Source organism: Lapidilactobacillus luobeiensis (assembly GCF_024345205.1).
GTDB lineage: Bacteria > Bacillota > Bacilli > Lactobacillales > Lactobacillaceae > Lapidilactobacillus > Lapidilactobacillus luobeiensis.
In genome coordinates, this window is record NZ_BROC01000001.1 from 158599 (window position 1) to 178732 (window position 20134).

The 20134-nt window shown below is 48.2% G+C and carries 21 protein-coding genes; 12 read left to right on the forward strand and 9 right to left on the reverse strand.

All coding sequences use genetic code 11. The features are described from left to right. The first annotated feature begins 1 nt into the window (after position 1). The 5 genes from aroF to OCU21_RS00675 all read left to right on the forward strand — a co-directional run bounded on the left by aroF (position 2) and on the right by OCU21_RS00675 (position 5369). Positions 2-1054: a 3-deoxy-7-phosphoheptulonate synthase gene (gene aroF, locus OCU21_RS00655; protein ID WP_261805577.1), complete on the forward strand. Its 1053-nt coding sequence runs from the start codon at positions 2-4 to the stop codon at positions 1052-1054. Further along, on the forward strand, positions 1047-2171 hold the full coding sequence (gene aroB / locus OCU21_RS00660; protein ID WP_261805578.1) for a 3-dehydroquinate synthase: 1125 nt from the start codon (positions 1047-1049) through the stop codon (positions 2169-2171). The genes aroF and aroB overlap by 8 nt, the downstream gene beginning before the upstream one ends. Further along, entirely contained in the window at positions 2165-3400 is a 1236-nt protein-coding gene (aroC, locus tag OCU21_RS00665; RefSeq protein WP_261805579.1) for a chorismate synthase, read from the forward strand. The genes aroB and aroC overlap by 7 nt, the downstream gene beginning before the upstream one ends. Positions 3401-3510: 110 nt before the next feature. Beyond that, on the forward strand, positions 3511-4857 hold the full coding sequence (aroA, locus tag OCU21_RS00670) for a 3-phosphoshikimate 1-carboxyvinyltransferase (RefSeq protein ID WP_261805580.1): 1347 nt from the start codon (positions 3511-3513) through the stop codon (positions 4855-4857). Next, the gene (locus OCU21_RS00675; RefSeq protein ID WP_261805581.1) at positions 4854-5369 is read left to right on the forward strand and encodes a shikimate kinase; all 516 of its coding nucleotides are present in this window, start codon (positions 4854-4856) and stop codon (positions 5367-5369) included. Before aroA ends, OCU21_RS00675 begins: the two co-directional genes overlap by 4 nt. Positions 5370-5550: 181 nt before the next feature. Here the strand turns inward: OCU21_RS00675 and OCU21_RS00680 are convergent, their stop codons facing one another. Next, positions 5551-6972 carry a C69 family dipeptidase gene (locus tag OCU21_RS00680; RefSeq protein ID WP_261805582.1) on the reverse strand — a complete coding sequence of 474 codons (1422 nt, stop codon included), beginning with the start codon at positions 6970-6972 and terminating at the stop codon, positions 5551-5553. Between the two features lie 59 nt (positions 6973-7031). On the opposite strand from OCU21_RS00680, the gene thmT reads away from it, so the two are divergent. Then, positions 7032-7217, forward strand: coding sequence for a 2-hydroxymuconate tautomerase (gene thmT, locus OCU21_RS00685; protein WP_125595934.1), 186 nt, complete (start codon positions 7032-7034; stop codon positions 7215-7217). Positions 7218-7282: 65 nt separating this feature from the next. Here the strand turns inward: thmT and OCU21_RS00690 are convergent, their stop codons facing one another. After that, complete coding sequence (locus OCU21_RS00690) at positions 7283-8086, reverse strand: Cof-type HAD-IIB family hydrolase (protein WP_261805583.1); 804 nt, start codon at positions 8084-8086, stop codon at positions 7283-7285. A 455-nt stretch (positions 8087-8541) separates the two neighbouring features. Between OCU21_RS00690 and OCU21_RS00695 the strand changes: the two genes are divergently transcribed. Both OCU21_RS00695 and OCU21_RS00700 read left to right on the forward strand, forming a co-directional pair. Beyond that, positions 8542-8838 carry a metal-sulfur cluster assembly factor gene (locus tag OCU21_RS00695; protein ID WP_261805630.1) on the forward strand — a complete coding sequence of 99 codons (297 nt, stop codon included), beginning with the start codon at positions 8542-8544 and terminating at the stop codon, positions 8836-8838. A gap of 23 nt (positions 8839-8861) precedes the next feature. After that, entirely contained in the window at positions 8862-9212 is a 351-nt protein-coding gene (locus OCU21_RS00700) for a DUF2200 domain-containing protein (RefSeq protein WP_261805584.1), read from the forward strand. A gap of 67 nt (positions 9213-9279) precedes the next feature. Here the strand turns inward: OCU21_RS00700 and OCU21_RS00705 are convergent, their stop codons facing one another. After that, positions 9280-9465, reverse strand: a complete 186-nt coding sequence (locus tag OCU21_RS00705; RefSeq protein ID WP_261805585.1) for an LBP_cg2779 family protein — start codon at positions 9463-9465, stop codon at positions 9280-9282. 94 nt (positions 9466-9559) lie between these two features. Between OCU21_RS00705 and OCU21_RS00710 the strand changes: the two genes are divergently transcribed. Then, positions 9560-9880 carry a hypothetical protein gene (locus OCU21_RS00710; RefSeq protein WP_261805586.1) on the forward strand — a complete coding sequence of 107 codons (321 nt, stop codon included), beginning with the start codon at positions 9560-9562 and terminating at the stop codon, positions 9878-9880. Between the two features lie 118 nt (positions 9881-9998). Here OCU21_RS00710 and OCU21_RS00715 read toward each other — a convergent pair whose 3' ends face one another. Then, the gene (locus tag OCU21_RS00715) at positions 9999-11336 is read right to left on the reverse strand and encodes a PALP domain-containing protein (protein WP_261805587.1); all 1338 of its coding nucleotides are present in this window, start codon (positions 11334-11336) and stop codon (positions 9999-10001) included. A 287-nt stretch (positions 11337-11623) separates the two neighbouring features. Between OCU21_RS00715 and OCU21_RS00720 the strand changes: the two genes are divergently transcribed. Genes OCU21_RS00720 through OCU21_RS00730 form a run of 3 tightly spaced genes read left to right on the forward strand, consistent with a single transcriptional unit; the run spans position 11624 to position 14902 of the window. Further along, positions 11624-12394 carry a hypothetical protein gene (locus OCU21_RS00720; protein WP_261805588.1) on the forward strand — a complete coding sequence of 257 codons (771 nt, stop codon included), beginning with the start codon at positions 11624-11626 and terminating at the stop codon, positions 12392-12394. Between the two features lie 23 nt (positions 12395-12417). Then, a complete protein-coding gene (locus tag OCU21_RS00725; RefSeq protein WP_261805589.1) occupies positions 12418-13437 on the forward strand; it encodes a hypothetical protein in 1020 nt (339 codons plus the stop codon). A gap of 1 nt (position 13438) precedes the next feature. Further along, positions 13439-14902: an RsmB/NOP family class I SAM-dependent RNA methyltransferase gene (locus OCU21_RS00730; protein WP_261805590.1), complete on the forward strand. Its 1464-nt coding sequence runs from the start codon at positions 13439-13441 to the stop codon at positions 14900-14902. A gap of 511 nt (positions 14903-15413) precedes the next feature. Here OCU21_RS00730 and fni read toward each other — a convergent pair. The 5 genes from fni to OCU21_RS00755 form a co-directional block, all read right to left on the reverse strand. Next, a complete protein-coding gene (fni, locus tag OCU21_RS00735; RefSeq protein ID WP_261805591.1) occupies positions 15414-16523 on the reverse strand; it encodes a type 2 isopentenyl-diphosphate Delta-isomerase in 1110 nt (369 codons plus the stop codon). After that, positions 16520-17602 carry a phosphomevalonate kinase gene (locus OCU21_RS00740; protein ID WP_261805592.1) on the reverse strand — a complete coding sequence of 361 codons (1083 nt, stop codon included), beginning with the start codon at positions 17600-17602 and terminating at the stop codon, positions 16520-16522. Before OCU21_RS00740 ends, fni begins: the two co-directional genes overlap by 4 nt. A gap of 93 nt (positions 17603-17695) precedes the next feature. Next, positions 17696-18676 (reverse strand): diphosphomevalonate decarboxylase, encoded by a 981-nt coding sequence (gene mvaD, locus OCU21_RS00745; RefSeq protein WP_261805593.1) that lies wholly within the window; start codon positions 18674-18676, stop codon positions 17696-17698. A 180-nt stretch (positions 18677-18856) separates the two neighbouring features. Then, positions 18857-19876 carry a mevalonate kinase gene (gene mvk, locus OCU21_RS00750; protein ID WP_261805594.1) on the reverse strand — a complete coding sequence of 340 codons (1020 nt, stop codon included), beginning with the start codon at positions 19874-19876 and terminating at the stop codon, positions 18857-18859. Positions 19877-19981: 105 nt separating this feature from the next. After that, entirely contained in the window at positions 19982-20131 is a 150-nt protein-coding gene (locus OCU21_RS00755) for a hypothetical protein (RefSeq protein WP_261805595.1), read from the reverse strand. Positions 20132-20134 lie beyond the last annotated feature (3 nt).

A 20134-nucleotide genomic window follows, 5' to 3' on the forward strand; every position in this document is an offset into this window, starting at 1 on the left:
TTTGATCATTCAATTTAAACAGCCAGTTAATCAAGCAATCATGCAAGAGATCTTGCGTAAGTTGAAAGAAGCGCATTATCATGGGATCTTGGTCAAACATCATTTGGTGATCTTTGATGTGGATCATTTGGATCTTAATCAGCGCGAGCAGGCAGCAGTCGCTCAGGTGATCACCAAGCAACCTCGCTATGTTCTTGGTAGCCGCGTTTTTCAGCCGGAGGACACGATCATTCGGACTGCCCATAATCAAATCGGCGGCGCTAATTTCACGGTCATGGCTGGTCCATGTTCAGTCGAGAATCAAGCAATGATCACTGAATTGGCTGCCAAAGTCAAAACAGCAGGCGCGACCGTCATTCGTGGCGGGGCGTTCAAGCCACGGACGTCACCCTATGATTTTCAAGGTCTAGGTGAGACTGGCTTACGCTATTTGCGCGCGGCCGCTGATGAACAAGGACTTGATGTGATCACCGAGGTCATGTCCGAAGCAGAGATCGGGATCGCGGCGCCTTATACCGATATTTTTCAGATCGGCGCGCGTAATATGCAGAATTTTGATCTCTTGAAGGCAGTGGGCAAAGCTGGCAAACCAGTGGCGCTCAAGCGTGGCCTGGCAGCAACGATCGATGAGATGCTGAACGCCGCAGAATACATCGCCGCTCAAGGTAACTTACAGATCATCTTGGTCGAGCGCGGCATTCGCTCGTTTGACAGTACTTATACACGAAATGTTTTAGACGTGGGGGCAATCGCAGTTTTACGCAAGTTGAGTCACTATCCTGTGATCGTGGATCCTAGTCACGCCTCAGGGCACGCTGATTTGGTCGCGTCTTTGGCAAAAGCGGGAGTGGCGGCAGGTGCTCAAGGCATGTTGGTCGAAGTGCACCAAGATCCGGCTAAAGCTTTATCTGACGCGGCCCAACAATTGACCCCAGCAGCGTTTGCACCGCTTGTTCAACAAGTTCAACAGATCCATGCTTTGGTGCAAGAACCAATGCAAGGACCAGCAAACTCAACTTCTGTTATGAAAAAAAATGTTGAAGCTCATGACTGAACATATTGCAACCAGTGAGCGCCGTGATGATAAACCACAACGATGGACGCTAGCATTGGCGGATAAAACGACCCAGGTCATCTCAGGCAAAGGGGCGCGGCAATACTTGCTTTCATTTTTGAAAACGACCGCGGCGCAAAAGCTGTTGGTTTTAAGCGACGACAATGTGGCGCCGCTTTATTTGCGTTCCCTGACCAGCCAATTACAAGCGGCCAACTATCAAGTGGTGACGAAAGTCGTTCCTGCTGGTGAGGCAACTAAGAATCTCCAACAGGTCAACACACTTTACGACCTGTTATTACAAAAGAAGTTCTCTCGCCGTGATATTTTGTTAGCTTTGGGCGGTGGGGTGATTGGAGACCTTGGGGCGTTTGTGGCAAGTACCTATATGCGGGGGATGGCTTTGATCCAAGTTCCAACGACAGTCGTGGCGCAGGGAGACAGTAGCCTAGGCGGTAAAACTGCTGTTGATCTTGCGATGACAAAAAATTTGATCGGTAGTTTTTATCCGGCTCAAGCTGTTTTCAGCGATCCAGAATTTCTTGTCAGTTTGCCGCCCCGCGAGTTGAGTAGTGGCTTGGCAGAAATGATCAAATGTTTGCTGATCAGTCCTGACCAGCCCACTGCGCGCAACTTGTTGGCTGGGCTTCCGACAGATTTTTTACAAACACGAGTTGGTCTGGCGTCATTAGTGGCCCAAGGTGCGCGTGTCAAATCAGACTTGGTCCAGCGTGATTTCTATGACTTTAAGGAACGCCGTTATTTGAATTTTGGTCATACGGTCGGCCATGCCGTTGAGGCGCTGGCTGCAGGACGATTACGTCATGGCGAGGCTGTCAGTATTGGGATGGTCGCGATTTTGCAAGCTTTAGTGACGCATCAGTTGATCCCGGCGCAGTTGTTGTTGCTGGTAACCACGAAACTAAAAGCTTTAAGATTGCCCACAACAATCCCGGCGACGATGACCAGTCAACAGCTGCTGGCTAAGATTGCTTTAGACAAGAAGGTCGCGGCCGGGCAGGTCGAACTGGTCTTGCTCCATGATTGGGGGCAGCCTTATTTACAAAAAATACCGTTAACAAAGCTAGCAACTTGGCTGGGGTGGTCAACATGTTGAGTTATGTCACAGCTGGTGAGTCTCACGGTCCCTATTTATCGGCGATCATTAGTGGTTTTCCAGCCAATGTATCGTTAAGTCAAACAACCTTATTGGCTGATCTGGCCCAACGGCAAAAGGGTTATGGTCGCGGTGGTCGGATGCAGATCGAGACAGATCAAGTGCAGATCACCAGTGGTGTTCGCTTCGGTCAAACTTTAGGCGGGCCGATCGGGTTGCTTTTACCTAACCAGGACTTCGCGAATTGGCAAGAGATCATGTCTGTTTGGCCCACGGCTTCCAATAATGCCAGCGGTCAGTTAAGCTCAGCGGCGCGACGGAAACGAACAGTGACCCAACCCCGCCCAGGTCATGCCGATCTAAGCGGTGCGCTAAAGTATGGGCAGCAACAAGATCTGCGTAATGTTTTGGAACGCGCCAGTGCCCGTGAGACTGCGATGCGGGTGGCAGTCGGCAGCCTTTGCCGCCAATTTTTGCAACGATTCGGGATCGAGGTCTTGGGCTGGGTCAGCGCGATCGGGACTGCAACGATCCCTTCATCTGTTCAAAAGACGGCCAGTGGGGCGCAAACTCTACCAGAATTTGCCAAATGGCAGGACCGAGTCAGCCGTGATCCGGTGCGCACGTTGAATGACCAGGCCATGCAGGCAATGTGTCAAGAGATCGATCGTGCCCAGGCCGAAGGAACAACATTAGGTGGGCAGATCAGGGTAGTCGTTTTGGGTCTACCGATCGGACTGGGCTCTTATGTTTCCGCCACAGACAAATTGGATGGTCGTTTAGCGCAAGCATTACTGAGCATCAATGCCATCAAAGGAATCAGTTTTGGCTCCGGCTTTGAGCTGGGTCAGCAATGGGGCCGAGCAACACTGGATCCGATCGTTGCCACGACAGCAGGTTTTTCACGAACCAGCAATCATCAAGGCGGGTTGGAAGGTGGTATGACCAATGGCCAACCATTGGTGATCGATCTGGTAATGAAGCCGATCCCGACACAACCGCAAGGCGCACCGACAGTGGATCTACGCACCATGACCGCCAGTCGGGCAACAGTGCAGCGTTCTGATGTGACCGCCGTTCCCGCAGCTTCCGTGATTGCTCAAAATATGACCGCGATCGTTTTGATGCAGGCCTTTTGCGACATGTTTGGCGGCGATGAATTTGGGCGGATCAAGGCAGCTTATCAGTATTATTTGGATACGATCAAAACAGATTTTTTTGAAAAATAAGGCTTGCTCTATCAAAGCCTTGCTGAGATAAGATAGTTTTTTGCCGGCTATCACTGTCTTGTGACTTGATACTGGCAACTGTTTTTGGAATCACGAAAGGAAGCGATCTTGTGACAACGCTGACGACCCTTTTTGCGACTGGATTTGATCCGACGACCAGCGCTGGACTGACCGGCACCTATCAGACACCCGGTGATAAAAGTATTTCCCATCGCGCGTTATTGTTAGGCGCTTTAGCTCAGGGTACTACGGTGATCAATGGGTTATTGCCTGCTGGCGATATTCTTTCAACCCGGCAAGCGTTACAAACTTTGGGGATCACCATCAAAACTAAGGGCGCAGTCACTGAAGTGAGCGGTCAAGGCGGCTGGCGATTTCAACCTGTTCAAGAAAAAATCGAGCTTGATCTTGGTAATTCTGGGACGACAACGCGCCTCTTGCTGGGCTTACTGGCCCGTCAGCGTTTTACGAGTCATTTACGGGGCGATATCAGTCTCTCTCAACGGCCTTTAGCCGATATTATCGAACCTTTAAGTGAGATGGGGGCCAAATTCCAAACAGTGACAGCAACGTTACCCTTATCGATCGCACCAAATCAGTGGCTCAATGGTCTGCGCTATCGTTTGCCTGTCGCTAGTGCGCAATTGAAAAGCGCGTTGATCTTGGCGGCGCTGCAGGCGGATCAACCTAGTGTATTCTGGGAATTAGCACCGACTCGTGATCATACTGAACGTCTTTTGCGCTTATTTGGTGCTCAAGTGCTGACGAATGCCGGTAAGATCCAGGTTACCCCCCAGAGGCGGCCTTTACAGGCCCAAAAGTTAACGATCCCTGGTGATCCTTCTAGCGCGGCATTTATGATCTGTGCCGCGTTGTTGCGGCCCAATAGTGAATTAACGATCGCCAATCACAGTCTAAACCCAACCAGAACAGGGTTGTTGCGACTGTTGCAAGATCTTGGCGCGCCGATCACGATTTTACCAGCAAGTCAAACCGGAACGGTTGAACCAGCCGCAGATATTTTAGTCAAAACTTGGTCACGACCTTCTGGTACGATCAGGATCGACCAACACAATCTTGGCGGCCTGATCGATGAAGTTCCTTTGTTGGCATTACTGGCGACCCAATTGCCGGGAACCTCAGTCATCACCGACGCGGAGACTTTACGGCATAAAGAAACAGATCGGTTAGCGGTGATTTCTGAGCAATTACGTTTGTTTGGCGGCCAGATCGACGAACAGCCAGCGGGATTGATCATTCATGGTGGCTCGGCGCTCCAAGTACCGACTGTTGCTGACCTAGATAGTCATGGTGATCACCGGATCGCGATGATGCTGGTCATTGCCGAATTATTAGTCAAAGCCAAACTACCGATCCGTGGCTTGAATAGCATCGCTATTTCTAATCCCACTTTTTTGACCGATCTAGTGCGCGCGTTAGCAGGTGGCCGATCATGACTTTGATCTTGATTGGTTTTATGGGTGTTGGTAAAAGCACAGTGGCCCATGCTTTGGCCCAACGCTATCAATTGTCAGCTGTTGATTTGGATCAGGTCATCAGCCAAACTTACGGGCCGATCGAAAAGATTTTTGACCGTGCTGGTGAAGCCGAGTTTCGTCGATTGGAATACCAGACCTTAGCTCGCTGCCTACAAGGACAAGGATCTCCTGATGTGCTCGCATTAGGCGGTGGTATCGTTGAAACGCCGGCCAGCCAGCAACTTTTACGGAGACAAGCTCAAGTTCTTTGGCTAAACGGCAGCTTTGAGTTATCTTGGCAACGGATCGATCATGCCGCTGGTCGTCCCCTGGTCGCGACCCTGACGCGCAATGGTCTACTTCAACGCTTTGAGCAGCGCCAGCAACTTTACGCGGATGTGGCGACTGATCAGTTGGCCTTAAATGAACCCGTTCCACCGCCGGCAGAATTGGCCGCTACGATCTATCAACATTTCTTTGACCTAAGCTAACGCGAGCTAATCTCAGCGTATCAAAAACCACCAAAAATCACATTGGATTTTGGTGGTTTTTTGATTACTCAGCGCTGTGTCTTAGTTGAATGAGCAAGTGCTATTTCCGAACGTTTATTCAAACAAGGTTCTGAGCTGGTGTTTTCGCTAAGCTCTAGGCGCCAATTGGACTTCAAAATGTTTATAAATTAGGATCCACTTTAAAGTTCAAGGGCGAACGGGCGGTCTGTTTAGTGATCAACGTGCTGATCAACTTTTGGTAAGCACTAAGCGCGATCTTGGCCACTTGAGCATTGCTTTGATCGAGCGCAGCCTGGCGCTGAACACCGGCCAGTGCAGCGATTTTTGCATCGGCCAAGGCCAATTGCCGCCATAAGTCCTGGGTGGTTTGGGTTTGCGTGCCACTGAGATCGCGAGCGTAAGCTTGAGGGGCGCGATCGACCAAAACGCCAGCCTGCTTGAAGATCCAATAGGCCGAGGTCGGGGTATAATTTTCTCGTCCGCGCTGATACATTTGTGGTACTTTCGCGCCTTGACTGTAGAAAGGCACAAAAACACTTTGTGCGGTCACACCCATTGCCAGCCAATGGATCCCAACTAACTCTGGTGTCGCTGTGGACCGTAATTGTAACAAATGGGATTCTTGGGTGGTGGCGACACTGATCGGGCGAAAACGTTTGGCCACTGGTTGATTCCCCATTAAATCATAAGGGGTGTCCTGAAAATGATCACCTAAAACACGTGCCGCGGCCGCGATCGTGATCGGATAATCCGGTTGACGCAAAAAAGGTAATTCGTGATCTTGAGGCGTTTGCTCGCAGGATGGTGTTAATAAACGTTGGCCACTCCAGACTCGGGGCGTATTATAAGTCAGATCCGAGTCATCATTGGTACCAAAGATCCGCCGAAAATTGAATGGTCGTGTGGCGGGCCACAGGTTATTTTTAGTCACGAAATCTTCTAAATGGGGTGCCCAGATGAAATTATCTGGATCGGTAAAATCAATGGTTTGGATCGAGATCTGATTGGCGACGACTGCATATGCATCATCGGGGATCCGTTGGGCGACCCATTGATGACCGGAAGCGACTTCAAAATACCAAGCTTCATTTTGGTCGGCGAACAAAATGCCGTTGGCTTCAGCGCTACCATGTTCATTGATGATCGCTCCTAAACGTTGGACGCCAGCCCGCGCGGTTTTGACGTAGGGGAGCACGACGGTCACGATGGCTTCTTCCAATATGCCGGTTCCAGTTTTGAAGGGATCATGGGCCAAAACCCGTTCATTCCCATAAGCGCTCTCGGTCGCACTGACTGCGACATGATACTCATTGATCCCATCTTCGGCGAAGATCCCATAACGATCTGTCCATTCTGGCGTGGCCGAATGTTGAAAAATCAGCTCTGGTAGCTCCAGCTCAAATTTGTTCGCCCGTGAGCGAAAGTGATTACCTGTGACCTTTTGGCGGGGATTGAATTGAAGATGCTTCGGCCAAGCCGTTTGACTATCTTCATTGCGCCCGATGATCACTGAGCCATCGTTGCTGGCGTTTTTACCGATCAGGATCGAGGTGCAAGAACTTCTCTGAATTTTTGGTTGCATTTTTAGCGCTCCTTGTTCATGATAAAGGCAGACCTAATTCCAATTAAGGAGGGAAAAAGATGCCTTTAGTTCATATTGATTTGATTGCTGGCCGTAGTGAAGACCAGTTAAAAGCTTTGGTTGCCGAGGTAACAGCGGCAGTGGTCAAGAATACCGGCGCGCCGGCGGAACATGTCCATGTCGTTTTGAATGAAATGCAGCCGAACCGTTACGCGGACGGCGGCGTTTTGCGCAGTGAGCAGTAGCAATAATGATCAATGAAAAAACAGAGTCGCAAGCACGCCAAGAATGGGCGTCGCGACTCTGTTTTTTAAACCGCGAGATATTTGGTCAAATAATCGGCCAACCCATCTTCGTTATTGGGTAGGGTAGTCACATCATTGGCTACCGCTTTGACCTCAGGCACGCCATTCGCCATCGCCACACCCCAGCCAACGTGGGTCAACATCTCTAGATCATTGACTTCATCACCAAAAGCAATGATATCCTTATTGTCGATCTCAAAATAATCGGCTAAATATTGCACGCCACGATATTTATTGATGCCCTTTTCCACGATCTCTAACGCATTGATCGCACCGCCCCAACTGTTCATTTCAATATTCGGATACTTCGCATATAAGGTCTCACGAATGAATTCTTGATCTTTATTGTCAACGAAGATCGTCAACGAAGTGGGGTCTGCTCGTAAATTACGTTCATTCAACACCTGGTCCGGCGACAATGCTTTGGGGAAAAAACCAATGTCTAAGTTTGAGACCCGATCCGCATAAACAAAATTTTTGCCTTCTGCGGCGATCATTTCGATTGGTAGATCCTGTTTCAATTTCAAAACATCAAAAACCAGATCACGAGGGATCGCGGATGAATATTCACCGGCCCAAGAATGTTCGGGAATATGGATCAGGCCACCATTGAAATTGACCATCGGCCCCTGGAGACCCAATTGATGATAATAATTCTCACTGATTCGATTAGGTCGACCAGTGGCGATCGCCACCATGTGGCCTTGCGCCGCGGCTTGATGTAAGGCCGCGATCGTTTTCGCCGTGATCTTTGACTCATTGTTCAAGGTCGTGCCGTCTAGATCTAAGGCAATTAATTTCTTTGTCATAATACGTTCGTTACTCCTCTATCTCGATATTTCTTTTTTTAAGTGGAACTTTTTAATTATTCTCAGTTTTTCATACAATAAATAGGTATGTTGCTTTATTTTAGCAAAAAATCACGTATAAATAAAGCAAATAATTCAGGAATACCGCTTCGTTTTGGCCTTGTTCATGTCAAAATCAGGTTTGCGCTGCTGAGCTGATGACGATCCATTTCAGACTTGCCCGAATGAAGTGATCCTGCAATTCTGATTTCTGTAGTTACCGGCCGTGATTTAAATCAGGCAAATACAGCCGCTCAATCATGATCACTAGGATCATTGCAATCGAAATAACAGATCAGCAGATCGGCCCCAGGTGTTCGCCGCCGTGGTATCACCCTATAATTGTCAATTGCGCTTTTTCCAGGGAATCAGTATAATGGCGATGAGGAGTGATAACCGTGGAACAAGCAGAAGTAATGCAAGAAAAAATTCTTGGTGCCCTTGAAACAGTCATCGATCCCGAACTGGGCATCGACATTGTTAATCTCGGTCTGGTTTATGAAGTCGAACTTGATGATGACGGTTTGTGTACGATCAAAATGACTTTGACGACGATGGGTTGTCCTTTGACCGACTATTTATCAGATTCGATCAATACCGCCGTGATGAAATTGCCTGAAGTCGAGGATGTGGAGATCGATTTGGTTTGGTATCCTCAATGGAACCCAGAAATGATGAGTCGTTATGCGCGTATCTCATTAGGTATCGGCTAAAGACAGGATAAGGAGTTGATCAAATGGCTCAACCTAAACTGTATCGGATGGCATTCGCTCGTATCTACCCACTTTATTTACAGAAAGTAACTAAAAAAGGGCGGAAACAAGTAGAATTGGATCAGGTGATCACTTGGTTGACGGGCTATTCTGCCGACCAGATCCAAGCACAGGTCAGCGCCCAAGTCGACCTCTATACTTTTTTTGCAGAGGCGCCAGCCTTTAATCCAAAGGCTAGTTTGATCACGGGCAAGGTCTGTGGCGTTCAAGTCGAAACGATCGCGGAACCTTTGCTCCAGAAGATCCGCTATTTGGATAAGCTAGTCGATGAATTGGCTCGTGGTCGGACAATGGCTAAGATTTTACGTCAATAAAAATGACTGAGTTCGACATCACAAAAAAAGACCGCCAAAGCGGCCTTCACTGTTAAAACTGATCACGCTACTTTTTGCTAGCGAAATAAGCAGTCAGTCTTTTAGCTTCGTCATCAGTGGGCTCGCTTTCACCTGCTTTGATTTGGTGGATTTTTTCCACCGTGAAGTGACTTTCAAACGCGATCTGCGTGTCAGTCAATTCTTTTTGTTTCTGAAAATCGATCAAAGCTTGTCCGATAGTTGATAATGCCATACCGTCATACCTCCTTAATGGTCAGTCGGAATTGGACTCGACTTAATTTTAGCATTAAATCCGAGAGATACAAAATAAAATGTAGGTGAAGAATATGTCAAATCAAGATTTAGCAAATTTTCCCACAGGTGAGTTTGCTGCTTTTTCGACCACTAAGATGGCCAACTTCCTACCGTACAATAGGAATACAACGTTAGCAATGGTCAAAGCCTTCTTTGGCGGCGATTATGGAAAAAAAGCCGATGTGATCAACGATCGCTTGGTCGTTCTTGGTAGCGAAGGATGGGCGCCAGTCGATTATGGCAAGATCATCGCTCGGTTCGTCAATAAGAAATATAAAATCATTGATGTGGATTATTACCAACGTAATTTCAACGCGCCAATCATCGATGAACAGGGGCAAGGTATTCACTAAAGTCAGTGATGTTTGCGCCTAACAATCTAATAAAAGCATCTTACCCTTGTCGTGGCCAGTGGCGACGCTGGGGGTAAGATGCTTTTTTAGCTTGACTTGGTTTAAGTGAAAAGAACGGTCACAGATTTTCTGATAATTGTGTGACGATTTCTTCAGCTGGGACTTGCGGCAAAGTTGGTAATGTTTTTGCCTTTAGATGGGTCAGCACTCGGGGCACTTTCAGATCAACGATCTGCCGCAGGATCTGAACTGCCTCAAAATCAGTTTTACCGTCTTGACGATTTGTGATCCCGCGCAGGATAGCTTCTGGAGTCTGGAAAGGATCCGCCAAGCTCAAAACGATCGCGTTTTTAAGTTGATGAGCTTGAACGAACGCGCTGGCCTGAGCTGCGGTCACACCAAGGGTCAATTGATCTTGAGTTTGCCCGCGGCGGATCTCACGCAAGATCGCAGGTTCAGCAACGACTTCGATTTGAAGCCAATCTTGCCAAGTTGCGCTCAATTGGGCCCAAGTGGCTGTCAGGTCACGTGCTTGACCATCAAAACTTGCAGCCAGGCGCAGGAGATTTTTCAGTGTCGCCCAAGGTAAGGCTGCCTGCTCACCTTGTTGATATTGGGCCAAGAGGTGATCATCGGTTAGGGTAACAAAGAGCCGCTTGATCGGCGCGCCCAATAATTGGGCGTAGCGCGCCGCGATGATATTGCTAAAATCAGTGGTCGCCGTCACGATCGTCAAGTCTTGGTCTGGAGCCTGTTGAGCAATCAAGAAATAATCAAGGATCTGTGGCAAGATCACGGCTAATTGACCACCATCGACGGGGACATAATAACGTTGCTCCGCCTTTACTGTTTCTTGTAAATGTGCTCGCTCTTGTTGCCAGCCGGCCAGAGTCACCAAGTCTTCAGTTTGATCAACACTAAGCGGAGCTACGTCATCAAGTAGGGCAGTCGCCAGAAATTGTTTCTGAACGAGTGGCGCTAGTCGACTGAGATCAGCAAAACCGGTCAGATGATTTCCTGGTAGTAGTTTTTCCGCCAACGCGATCAACAACGCTGGGTCATGGGCCACTAAACTTAATGGGGTCTCCGATTTGGCCAAGTCCTGAACTAAAGCAGTCGACCAATCTGCAGCCGTCATCGTCGGGCCGGCGCCTAATTCAGAAAAACGTGTTCCCAATGAGCCACGCGCTGGTGTCAAGGCGAGGGGCGCTTTCTTGCCCCAAGTGGTTTGGAGCGCTTGAGCCGCTAATTCTGTTGCTGCTACCAACGATGCCTGCGGGCACAACTCCTCAATGATCGCCCCTAAGATCTCAGCTGCAGGCGCATCGGCCCACGCCAAGGTCAATGGTTCTAAACCAGTAGGGAGCACGACCCGTGATTCTTCTCGATCCGCTTGCCAAGCTGCTTCTGTCGATAATGGCGCTAGATCGTCCGCATATTTATAAGTAACCGTCATTTGATCTCATCCTTTTTGTATCCGTTTTATAACACCACTTCTATTTTAGCGTAGTTTTGTGAAAAGACCAGCAGTTCTCCGAAAAAGTTCCCAAAATTGAGCGAGCCTGGACTATTTTGAATCGAGGTTTTGCGCTTGTCGACCTAGCATTCAAAAAAATCTTTTTTTAAGGTATAATGAGTTTCAGGAAAGTATGATGTTCGACCGAGATTTTATTGATCAAATCGATCGCTGCAAATACAGCGGAGCAAATCAGGTTGGATCTGATCCTTAAGGAGGAACAACAGTTGGATTATCTCGAAAACGTGACGAAATTGGCGCAGCGGTATGCCGCCGTCTTGTCGATCCAGCTGCAATTGGCGGAGATCCAACGTTGTTGTCAGGAATTGGAAAAAGGCCGACTATTATCGCGACCATTACCGCCATTGCAATTGACTGATGATGATTGGTGGCAAATGGTAGCGAGCGCAGAGGGTTCCGGCCGTGATAGCGTCGCTTGCCAACGTGATTTTCTGACTTTGGATCATTTGTTACATAACTTTAGAAAATATTTACAATATCACTTTGGTCAATGGACTTTGATCTCTGAACAAGCGTTAGCGATCTGGACCCACCTTTTACCGGGGCGACGTTATTTAGAACTGATGGCTGGCAATGGTCGGTTGGCACGATCATTGGCAGGATTGGGGCAGTCGGTGATCGCCACAGACAGTTTTGCTTGGCGGACTGAGAATAAAACCGGGCGCCAGACTTACTATCCTGTGGAAGCCTTAGCCGCACCAGCCGCGCTTCATAAATATGCCACGCAAGTCGATATCGTGGTATTATCGTGGAGTCCTAACAACGATCCACTGGACTGGCTGCTTTTTCAGCAGCTCCAGCAGCTCCCGGCGTCACAACGTCCTGATTTATTGGTGATCGGCGAGCCCTTTGGTGTTACCAATAGTTTGACTTTTTGGCAATTCGCGCGCCGGCGTTTTTCGGCGCCAGCCCAACTGATCTCACGTTATTTGCCTATGACCAGCGATGGTGTTCATGAACAAGTTTTGTTATTTTAATTTCTAAAAATTGGAGCCTATCAATGAAACGACGAATGTTCCTCGATATTTTATTGTTGATTTTAACGATTTTGCTGGTGATTTGTTTTCAGCAAGATGAACAACGTAATAGCCAAAGTCGCCTTGATCGTAATGGCCTTTCTGAAAACAGTCTGATCATTACTGGTGGCAAAAAAATAGCGATAGCCCCGGTGATCAAAGAACTAGCGGCCAGCGATCTGACTGATTTTCAATTGCAATTGGTCGATAAAGATGATCCTAACTTTTCTTATGTTTACGCGAAGGGAACATCAGGTGAGAGTTTACCGACGACTTCCGGCCGTATTTTTAATAGTAATGATTTTCAGTCCGAGGTGCCCTTTGTCTTACTGGGCAAGGATCGTACCCAAGAGGCTTATCGACCACAATCTCAACAGTACTTCCTGAGCAATGATCGTTATCTTGCGGTGATCGGAGTGACTGGCGCCAGTGGCAATTACGCGATCAATGATCATATCTTCATTTCGCTTTCTCCGCAACAAAGTGACCAGAATCTCCTGACCAATGGTTTTCGGATCATTTACGATCCGACCGAGCCGAATAGTGCGGATACCCGACGGATCATTGATTTTTTTGATGCCAAGAAAGCAACTCGCTTAGTCGACACATCAACGGTGAAGCGGGAACGACAAGGATGGTTCCAGCGTTCCGGGATCTTGCTGACCCAAAGTATTTTGATTTTCACAGTGATGACCACGGTAACTTGGATCTTGATCTATTTGATTGTTTTGGCCGGGCGTAATTTTGCCCTAGGGAGTTTTCTGAAAAATCAACTGCGTCTAAAATTATTAGGTCAGACCGCCTTACATTTACTCGTCACGACTGGTCTAGGCGCCTTTATTGGTTTGCGTTTCTTTAACGTCAGTCATGGCTGGATCATTGTTGGTCTGTTGCTTATGTTTGATTTGATCGCATTATTGATCACTTTTCTATACTTGACTTATTCTCGCAATTATCCCCGCCTGAAACGCGCTGTCAAACAATTGACTGAGGAGGAAAAATAGGTTGCCATCATTGTCACTACCTAACGCTTTTCGTGAAAAATATCGTTGTTTACTAGGTCCAGTCGAAGGCACGGCGTTTCTTGCCAGTTTCGACCAGCCTGCTGTCAAAGGGTTCCGCTTCAATCCCAAGAAAATGACCACACGTTCGCCGGAGATCGTCGACCTAAAAGCTAAGGCAACTGCGATTCCTTGGAGTCTGCTAGGTTATTATGGACAGGTCAAGGGGACAGCGATCGCACAGACTTCTGGCGCGATCTATAGCCAAGAACCTAGTGCTCAGGCGGTGGCCGCTTTTGCTGACCCGCGGCCAGGTAGTCGGGTCCTTGATCTTTGTGCGGCTCCCGGGGGTAAAACCACCCAGCTGGCCGGGATCTTAGGCGAAACTGGGTTATTGGTCGCCAATGAGATCGATCGGCAACGTGCTAAGATCCTTTCTGAAAATGTTGAACGTTTCGGTTATAGCAATGTGGTCGTTACCAATCATGAACCGCAACGTTTGGCGCAGCTTTTCCCTAATTTTTTTGACATGATCGTCGTCGATGCGCCTTGCTCAGGTGAGGGGATGTTTCGCAAGGACCCTGATGCGATCCAATATTGGCAGGCCGATTATCCCTTGGCCTGTCAGCAACGACAACGTCAGATCTTGACCGAGGCTCTTAAAATGTTGGCGCCTGAGGGCACGCTAGTCTATTCCACTTGTACCTTTGCTCCGGAAGAAGACGAGGAAAATATCGCTTGGCTTTTGACGAAGGAACCAACAATGCGCTTGGTCGCGCCTAATAGTGCTACCTGGGCTCAAGTGGATCGAGGTCGCCCAGAATGGGGCCAAGATCGACCGGAAATGACACAGACTTTACGTTTTTGGCCCCAGCATTTACGCGGTGAAGGTCATTTTTTGGCCAAGTTACAGCGGACTATGCCTGCTCCAGCAATCAAGAGTCAGGTAGTTAAGCGGACGGACACCCCACTGACTGCACCAGAAAGGCGCCATCCTCAGCAACGGCGCCAAGAACGTTCAACGGGCTTACAACCACTCTCCAAGAATGAAGGGGCAATTTGGCTAGATTTCTGTCGTCAAAATAAAATCAGCTTACCCGACTTCTTTGAAAAGTTACAACTCCAACATGATCAACAGCAATTGTTCGCTATCCCTAAGGAACTGCCGGCCTTGTCCGGGGTCCATTATGTCCGCCGCGGCTTATGGTTAGGCGAGTTGCGCAAAAATCGTTTTGTTCCGAATCAGGCTTTAGTAATGGCCCTGCCATCAGCGGCCTTTGCCGTAACAATTGAATTGGATCAGGCTGACTATCAGCGTTTTCGCCATGGTGAAACAGTCGACTTGCCTGCAACCACCTTAGCAAAAGGCTGGTATCCCGTGGCTACGCAAGGATTGATTTTTAGCTGGGGCTATTTAGTTGGCAATACCGTCAAGAACTTCTACCCTAAAAATCTGCGCACACGCTAAACAGACCCTCGGGAGGTATTTGCGATCAATGTTAAAAACAATAATATTTTCTGCTGTAATTACATGCGTTGCCTCATGTAACTTTCTGATAACTTTCTGATAAAAAAAGATCCGTCCGCTAAACAAAAATTATTCTTAACAAGTGCTATTGCCGTCTTTCTAATTGCTTATGATTTTCTATGGCGCCTATTTTCAAACTAGTCTAGAATCGATTCTGTATGGGATGTTCTAGAACGCCACACAAAATTGCTAGATTTTAAAACTCAGATGATTGTTTTTCCAGAAAGATAATGGGCCTAGCCGTGCTTTTGCAAAATCCGAGAAAATATTTCAACTAATAAGCTTTGCCGGAAAAAATAAGCTAAGCGGCTTGATTTCAGTTTATTAAAATAGCTCAATACCATGTTTAGAAAAGGTATTGAGCTATTTCTGCTTTGAATTCTGATCAACCGATATTCTGAATGATACATCATTATATTTTCTGACACAGGGGTAATAACAGCCAATAAATTCAATCTTGCGACCGAAGACGGTTGAGCTCGCACGGATCGAGCCCCAGTTGTTGCGCAAATGATGCAAGTTCGGGACCTAAAATCAACGGGACCTGACGTAACTCGCCGACGTTATGACAACCCATTAAGGCCAGTAGACCGCGAAATTCAGCTAACCAGCGCTCAAATTCCTTGATCATCGCCATTTCATCTTGATGCAATGCTAGGTGTAAGAAATAACCGGACATACCAACGAGATCTGCGCCTAAAGCGAATGCTTTGATGGCTTCCCAAGGTGTGCGGATCCCACCACTGGCAAAAGTCAACGGTGAAAATCGCGTTAGCTTTTGATAAACTTGCCAACGTCCCAATAAACTTTCCACTGTGGAAAGACCAAAATCACTAAGGTCGGAAAGTAGGGGCTGATCGCGCCGTTCATTTTCAATGGCAATAAAATTCGTGCTACTGGCGCCGGAAAGATCGACCCCGGCCAAATGCCATTCTGCGAAAGTCGTCAGTGCTGCTGGGCTCATGCCGAAACCGACTTCTTTGGCGATCAAAGGGAGCTGCGCGCCTAATCGTGCTTGCAACGATTGGAAGTTTTCACGCCAATGAAAATCATCATCGCCTTCAGGCATCGCAAATTCTTGAGCCGCATTCAAATGGATCTGCAAAGCATCAGCGGCCAAAAGATCGACCATTTGTTCAGCGACTGCTGGTGAGTGGTTTGCGCCTAGGTTAGCGAAGACCACGCCGGTCGGGTCTTCTGCACGAACGACCGTAAAACTGGCGGCCAGTTCAGGCGCTCGTTGCAAAATACTCATCGAACCCACTGCCAGCGGCAACTCAAAATGCGCCGCCAAGTGTGCTAGTTTCTGATTGATCGGCTGCGCCGCTGCGGTGCCACCAGTCATCGCGTTGATATAAAAGGGAGCCGCGATTTCTTTCTTGAAAAGAGAGCGGGATAGATCGATCTCGGCCAAACTGACTTCGGGTAGCTCAGGATGAAGTAAGCGAACTTGTTGAAAATCCGCATGTCCTTGGGGATGAGCACGATAAAATTTCTCAGCCAGCGCGAGGTGCGCACGTTTACGTTGTTCTTGTAATCTCAAGGGGTCTGTTGAGGTCATACACTTGCTCCGGTCAATTCAAAAACGGTCAAGGGGAGGGTAGTGATCTGATGGCGATTCCAGTCAGAAATCAAGCGAGCTTGATCGACAGTCTGGTCTGTTAAAACAATGCCACAATCACCGCCACCAGCGCCTGAGGACTTCGCCGCGCCACCATGGTCTTCCGCGATCTGGCAGAGCTCAGCCAAAGCTGGCGTTTCGATCGCCACGTTTGAAAAAACGCCTAAACCCTTGATCAATTGCCGATTCAAACGGATCCCATCTTTGACCACGCTCAGTTTGGCTTCTTTGATACCCTTGATCATGGCCTCGACACAATGACGACTTGCGTTCAGGAAATCCTGATACTGTTGTTTTTCCGCAAACTTAGCGATCGTGATCCGATCGACTAAGTGGCTGGTAGAAGCCGGGGATCCGGTCCAACCGATCAATAATTCCAATTCGTGGGGGACTTTTAATAATTCGATCTTTAGGCCGGGCCAATCGCTAGCAATGATCTGCGCGAAAGAATTATTTTTTAAAACTGTTCGTAGCCAATCCTTGTCAAAGGTACTAAAAGCGATCCAACCTCCAAAAACGCTGGCGGCAATATCACCCAAGGACCCATTTCCTTGGACGTTGAAGTGGGCGATCGCCGCTAATTTGAAAATATCTAAACGGTTCAGGGGTAACTGGTAGAACTCACAAAGGGCTTTAACTGTTGCGACGGTCACGGCGGCAGAACTGCCTAAACCATATTTACGACCGCCTTGATCCTCTAATTGGCTATTGATGTTCAAATCAAAGACCCGCAGTGAGCGGCCCATTTCAAGCGCCAAAGCCTCGACGATCCGAATCGCTTCCAAAATGTAATGATACGGATTATCCCGATTATCAAATACCATGCGGTCGCCATTGCGGCGCCAATGAAAGTCAGTCTCCAAATATTGTCGCGAATTGATCGACCCTTGCTCCTGAGTTTCAACAAGTGAAACCGTGATGAAGCGGTCTAAAGCAACGATCAACGCTGGATGCCCTGGTTCCAAAACCGCGTATTCTCCGGCAATATATAATTTTCCTGGCGCCTTAACAGTAATCATTCACATACTCGACCTTTCCAAATCTCTCTATATTATTAAAATCGTTAAATTAAAAAAATCAATTTGAACACAACCGACTGCCTGACGTCGAGTCTACTTGGTTTGCTCAATATAAGTGACCCCAGGACCGGGGCCGCAAACTGTATAGCGTAATTGTGGTTCGTCTTTTTGTAACGCTTTGATCACACGCTCAGCATCTTGCCTAGCACATATTAATTTAGGGTTGGGACCGGCGTCAAGGGTTAAATAACAATTTAACCCTTTTATACGAATTGCCTGAACCAGTTCCCAGATCCGCAATGTCAGCGGCGCAAAATAAGTGAATGGTGGCACCGCACTCAAAGTGGTCGCATGCATTTGCATGGCGTTAGCCTCAGCTAAAGCGCCGATCTGGGGGATATCGCGAGCCTTGATCGCTGCGGTCATTGTTTCGATGCCTGCCTCTGCTGTATTGACCCACGCTTGATAAAACGGCGAAGTCAATACAGATTGCGCCATACCTGTGCTGGACAGGACTTTTTTCGGGCGCTGATCAACCAAAACAGCAATCACAACGATCGGGAAATCGACCCGGGGGAGTAATGATTCGGCATAGGAACTTTGGTCATCGTGCCCCGCGTGCCAAACGACAAATCCACCAGCGATCGAGCGACTAGCTGATCCCGAGCCATGACGTGCTAAAATCGAAAGTTGGCGTTGGTCTAAAGTCAAACCAGCCGCGCGGGCACCGGCTGCCGCTAATGCGGCAAAAGCTGATGCTGAAGAAGCTAACCCAGCTGAAGTCGGAACATGATTATCGGTCTCGATCCGGGCAAAATTGGTCAAATCTGCTTGTTGGCGAATCAAGGATAAAACACGAGTCACTTTAGCGCTGATCGGCTGTGCGACCCCAGCAAAGATAAATTCATCCTGCTGTTGCTGACTACGCTTAGGTAGGAACGTCACTTTTGTTTCCGTGTAGAACTGGTCTAGGGTCAGGGACAACGAACTATTCCAAGGTAACATTTGCTGAGAGTCGCGTTTACCCCAATATTTGATCAAAGCAATATTCGTATAGGCACGGGCTGTAGCCATGCTGACACTCCTTTACTGTTTGTTTGTTGAAAGATACCGTCTAAAAAAGCGCGGTCAGCAATCAAGCGGAGCGCACGATATCTAGTGTAATGGTTAGGTCTAAGAACTTAAAAATCAAAACGTAAGGCGCTCTTCACGCAGCCCTGATCGGCTGATCGGTCAAGGCATCCCGTTCGCTGATCAGCCCAGTTTCGTCAACCAAGTTTGTTTGCTGGAAAACTTGGCTTGTGCCTGTTGTGCTGCCTTGAAGGAGTTGAAATAGCCAAAAACACAACCGCCTAAACCACCACCGGTCAGTTTGGCTCCTAAAGCACCTTCAGCCAGTAACTGTTGGATCAACTGATCTAACAACGGGGTGCTCACACTTAAGCGCTGCAATGCTCGCTGATTCTCGCTCAACAGCTGACCAAATTGGTGTTGAGCGCCATCAAGGTCTGGCGCGACCAGTGCCCAATCAGTCAATAACTGCTGGATCTGAGGTGTGATCACACCGATCTGTTGCATCAATTGTTGCCACAACATTGGCTGTTTTTGGCGTAAGGCGGCTACTTTCGCGATCGCCGTGCCGGTCTGACCCGTGGCGCCGCTGTCGATGATCACCAGATAGCCAGGCAATGTCAAGGTCAAAGGTACCGGCACTTGGCCCCGACAAAAATAATAGCCCTGACTTGAACTAACGACCAGCGCGTCAAGACCACTAGGATTGCCATGCTGGATCTTCTCTTCGGCGCCGATCAGCTCAGTTTGCCTTGCTGGTGGTAATTTATCAGGAAATTGAACCGCCAATGCCGTGACGATCGCCGTCGCGATCGCCGCTGAGGAACCCATTCCACGCTCAAAGGGGATCTTGCTGGTCAATGTCACTTGGATCTTTTCAGGTAGGGGTTCAGCCGCAGTGAACAATGAAAAGAAATGTGCGAATAGTCCCTGAAGATTGGCAAGATCTGCGGGTGCTTCGACCAGATCGCCTTGGTAAAGAGCTGAGCTCAATGTCACTTGAGCGGGGCGACCAGCTTGTTGCCCACTACTGATCAATTCCGCACTGACGGTGATCGCTGGTAAAGGGATCGCGATCCCGGGAATATCATATACGACAGCGTGTTCGCCAGTCAGGATCAATTTGGCGTGGCTTTGCCCATGACTCGTTTGATTCACCGGCCAGTGATCAGATGACTGCGATGCAGGAGAAGCAATGCTCAAAAGATTCGCCTTCCTTATCTTTAGCTGATTACTCGCGCTAAAACTGCTTTAAGCGAGTTTTTCCTTTTTGATTATAACATATTGTGATAATTTGACCCAACTGGTTCAAATAACATCACTTATTTTTAAATAATCGGACCAGATCGGGCCTGATTTGAAATGTGGTTGGTTGTTGACTTGCTCAATGACCTCGATCAGGCCGATAAGTGTTGGTCCTTGCTTGTCCAAAGTGATCTGTTCAGATTTTCGAGCCAACTT

Coding starts and splice junctions, on each gene's coding strand:
- aroB (WP_261805578.1), top strand. CDS start 1,047: ATGACTGAACATATTGCAACCAGTGAGCGCCGTGATGATAAACCACAA.
- OCU21_RS00700 (WP_261805584.1), top strand. CDS start 8,862: ATGGCTCAACCTAAACTGTATCGGATGGCATTCGCTCGTATCTACCCA.
- aroC (WP_261805579.1), top strand. CDS start 2,165: ATGTTGAGTTATGTCACAGCTGGTGAGTCTCACGGTCCCTATTTATCG.
- OCU21_RS00675 (WP_261805581.1), top strand. CDS start 4,854: ATGACTTTGATCTTGATTGGTTTTATGGGTGTTGGTAAAAGCACAGTG.
- OCU21_RS00680 (WP_261805582.1), bottom strand. CDS start 6,972: ATGCAACCAAAAATTCAGAGAAGTTCTTGCACCTCGATCCTGATCGGT.
- thmT (WP_125595934.1), top strand. CDS start 7,032: ATGCCTTTAGTTCATATTGATTTGATTGCTGGCCGTAGTGAAGACCAG.
- OCU21_RS00695 (WP_261805630.1), top strand. CDS start 8,542: ATGCAAGAAAAAATTCTTGGTGCCCTTGAAACAGTCATCGATCCCGAA.
- OCU21_RS00725 (WP_261805589.1), top strand. CDS start 12,418: ATGAAACGACGAATGTTCCTCGATATTTTATTGTTGATTTTAACGATT.
- mvaD (WP_261805593.1), bottom strand. CDS start 18,676: ATGGCTACAGCCCGTGCCTATACGAATATTGCTTTGATCAAATATTGG.
- OCU21_RS00705 (WP_261805585.1), bottom strand. CDS start 9,465: ATGGCATTATCAACTATCGGACAAGCTTTGATCGATTTTCAGAAACAA.
- OCU21_RS00690 (WP_261805583.1), bottom strand. CDS start 8,086: ATGACAAAGAAATTAATTGCCTTAGATCTAGACGGCACGACCTTGAAC.
- OCU21_RS00715 (WP_261805587.1), bottom strand. CDS start 11,336: ATGACGGTTACTTATAAATATGCGGACGATCTAGCGCCATTATCGACA.
- OCU21_RS00710 (WP_261805586.1), top strand. CDS start 9,560: ATGTCAAATCAAGATTTAGCAAATTTTCCCACAGGTGAGTTTGCTGCT.
- OCU21_RS00740 (WP_261805592.1), bottom strand. CDS start 17,602: ATGATTACTGTTAAGGCGCCAGGAAAATTATATATTGCCGGAGAATAC.
- fni (WP_261805591.1), bottom strand. CDS start 16,523: ATGACCTCAACAGACCCCTTGAGATTACAAGAACAACGTAAACGTGCG.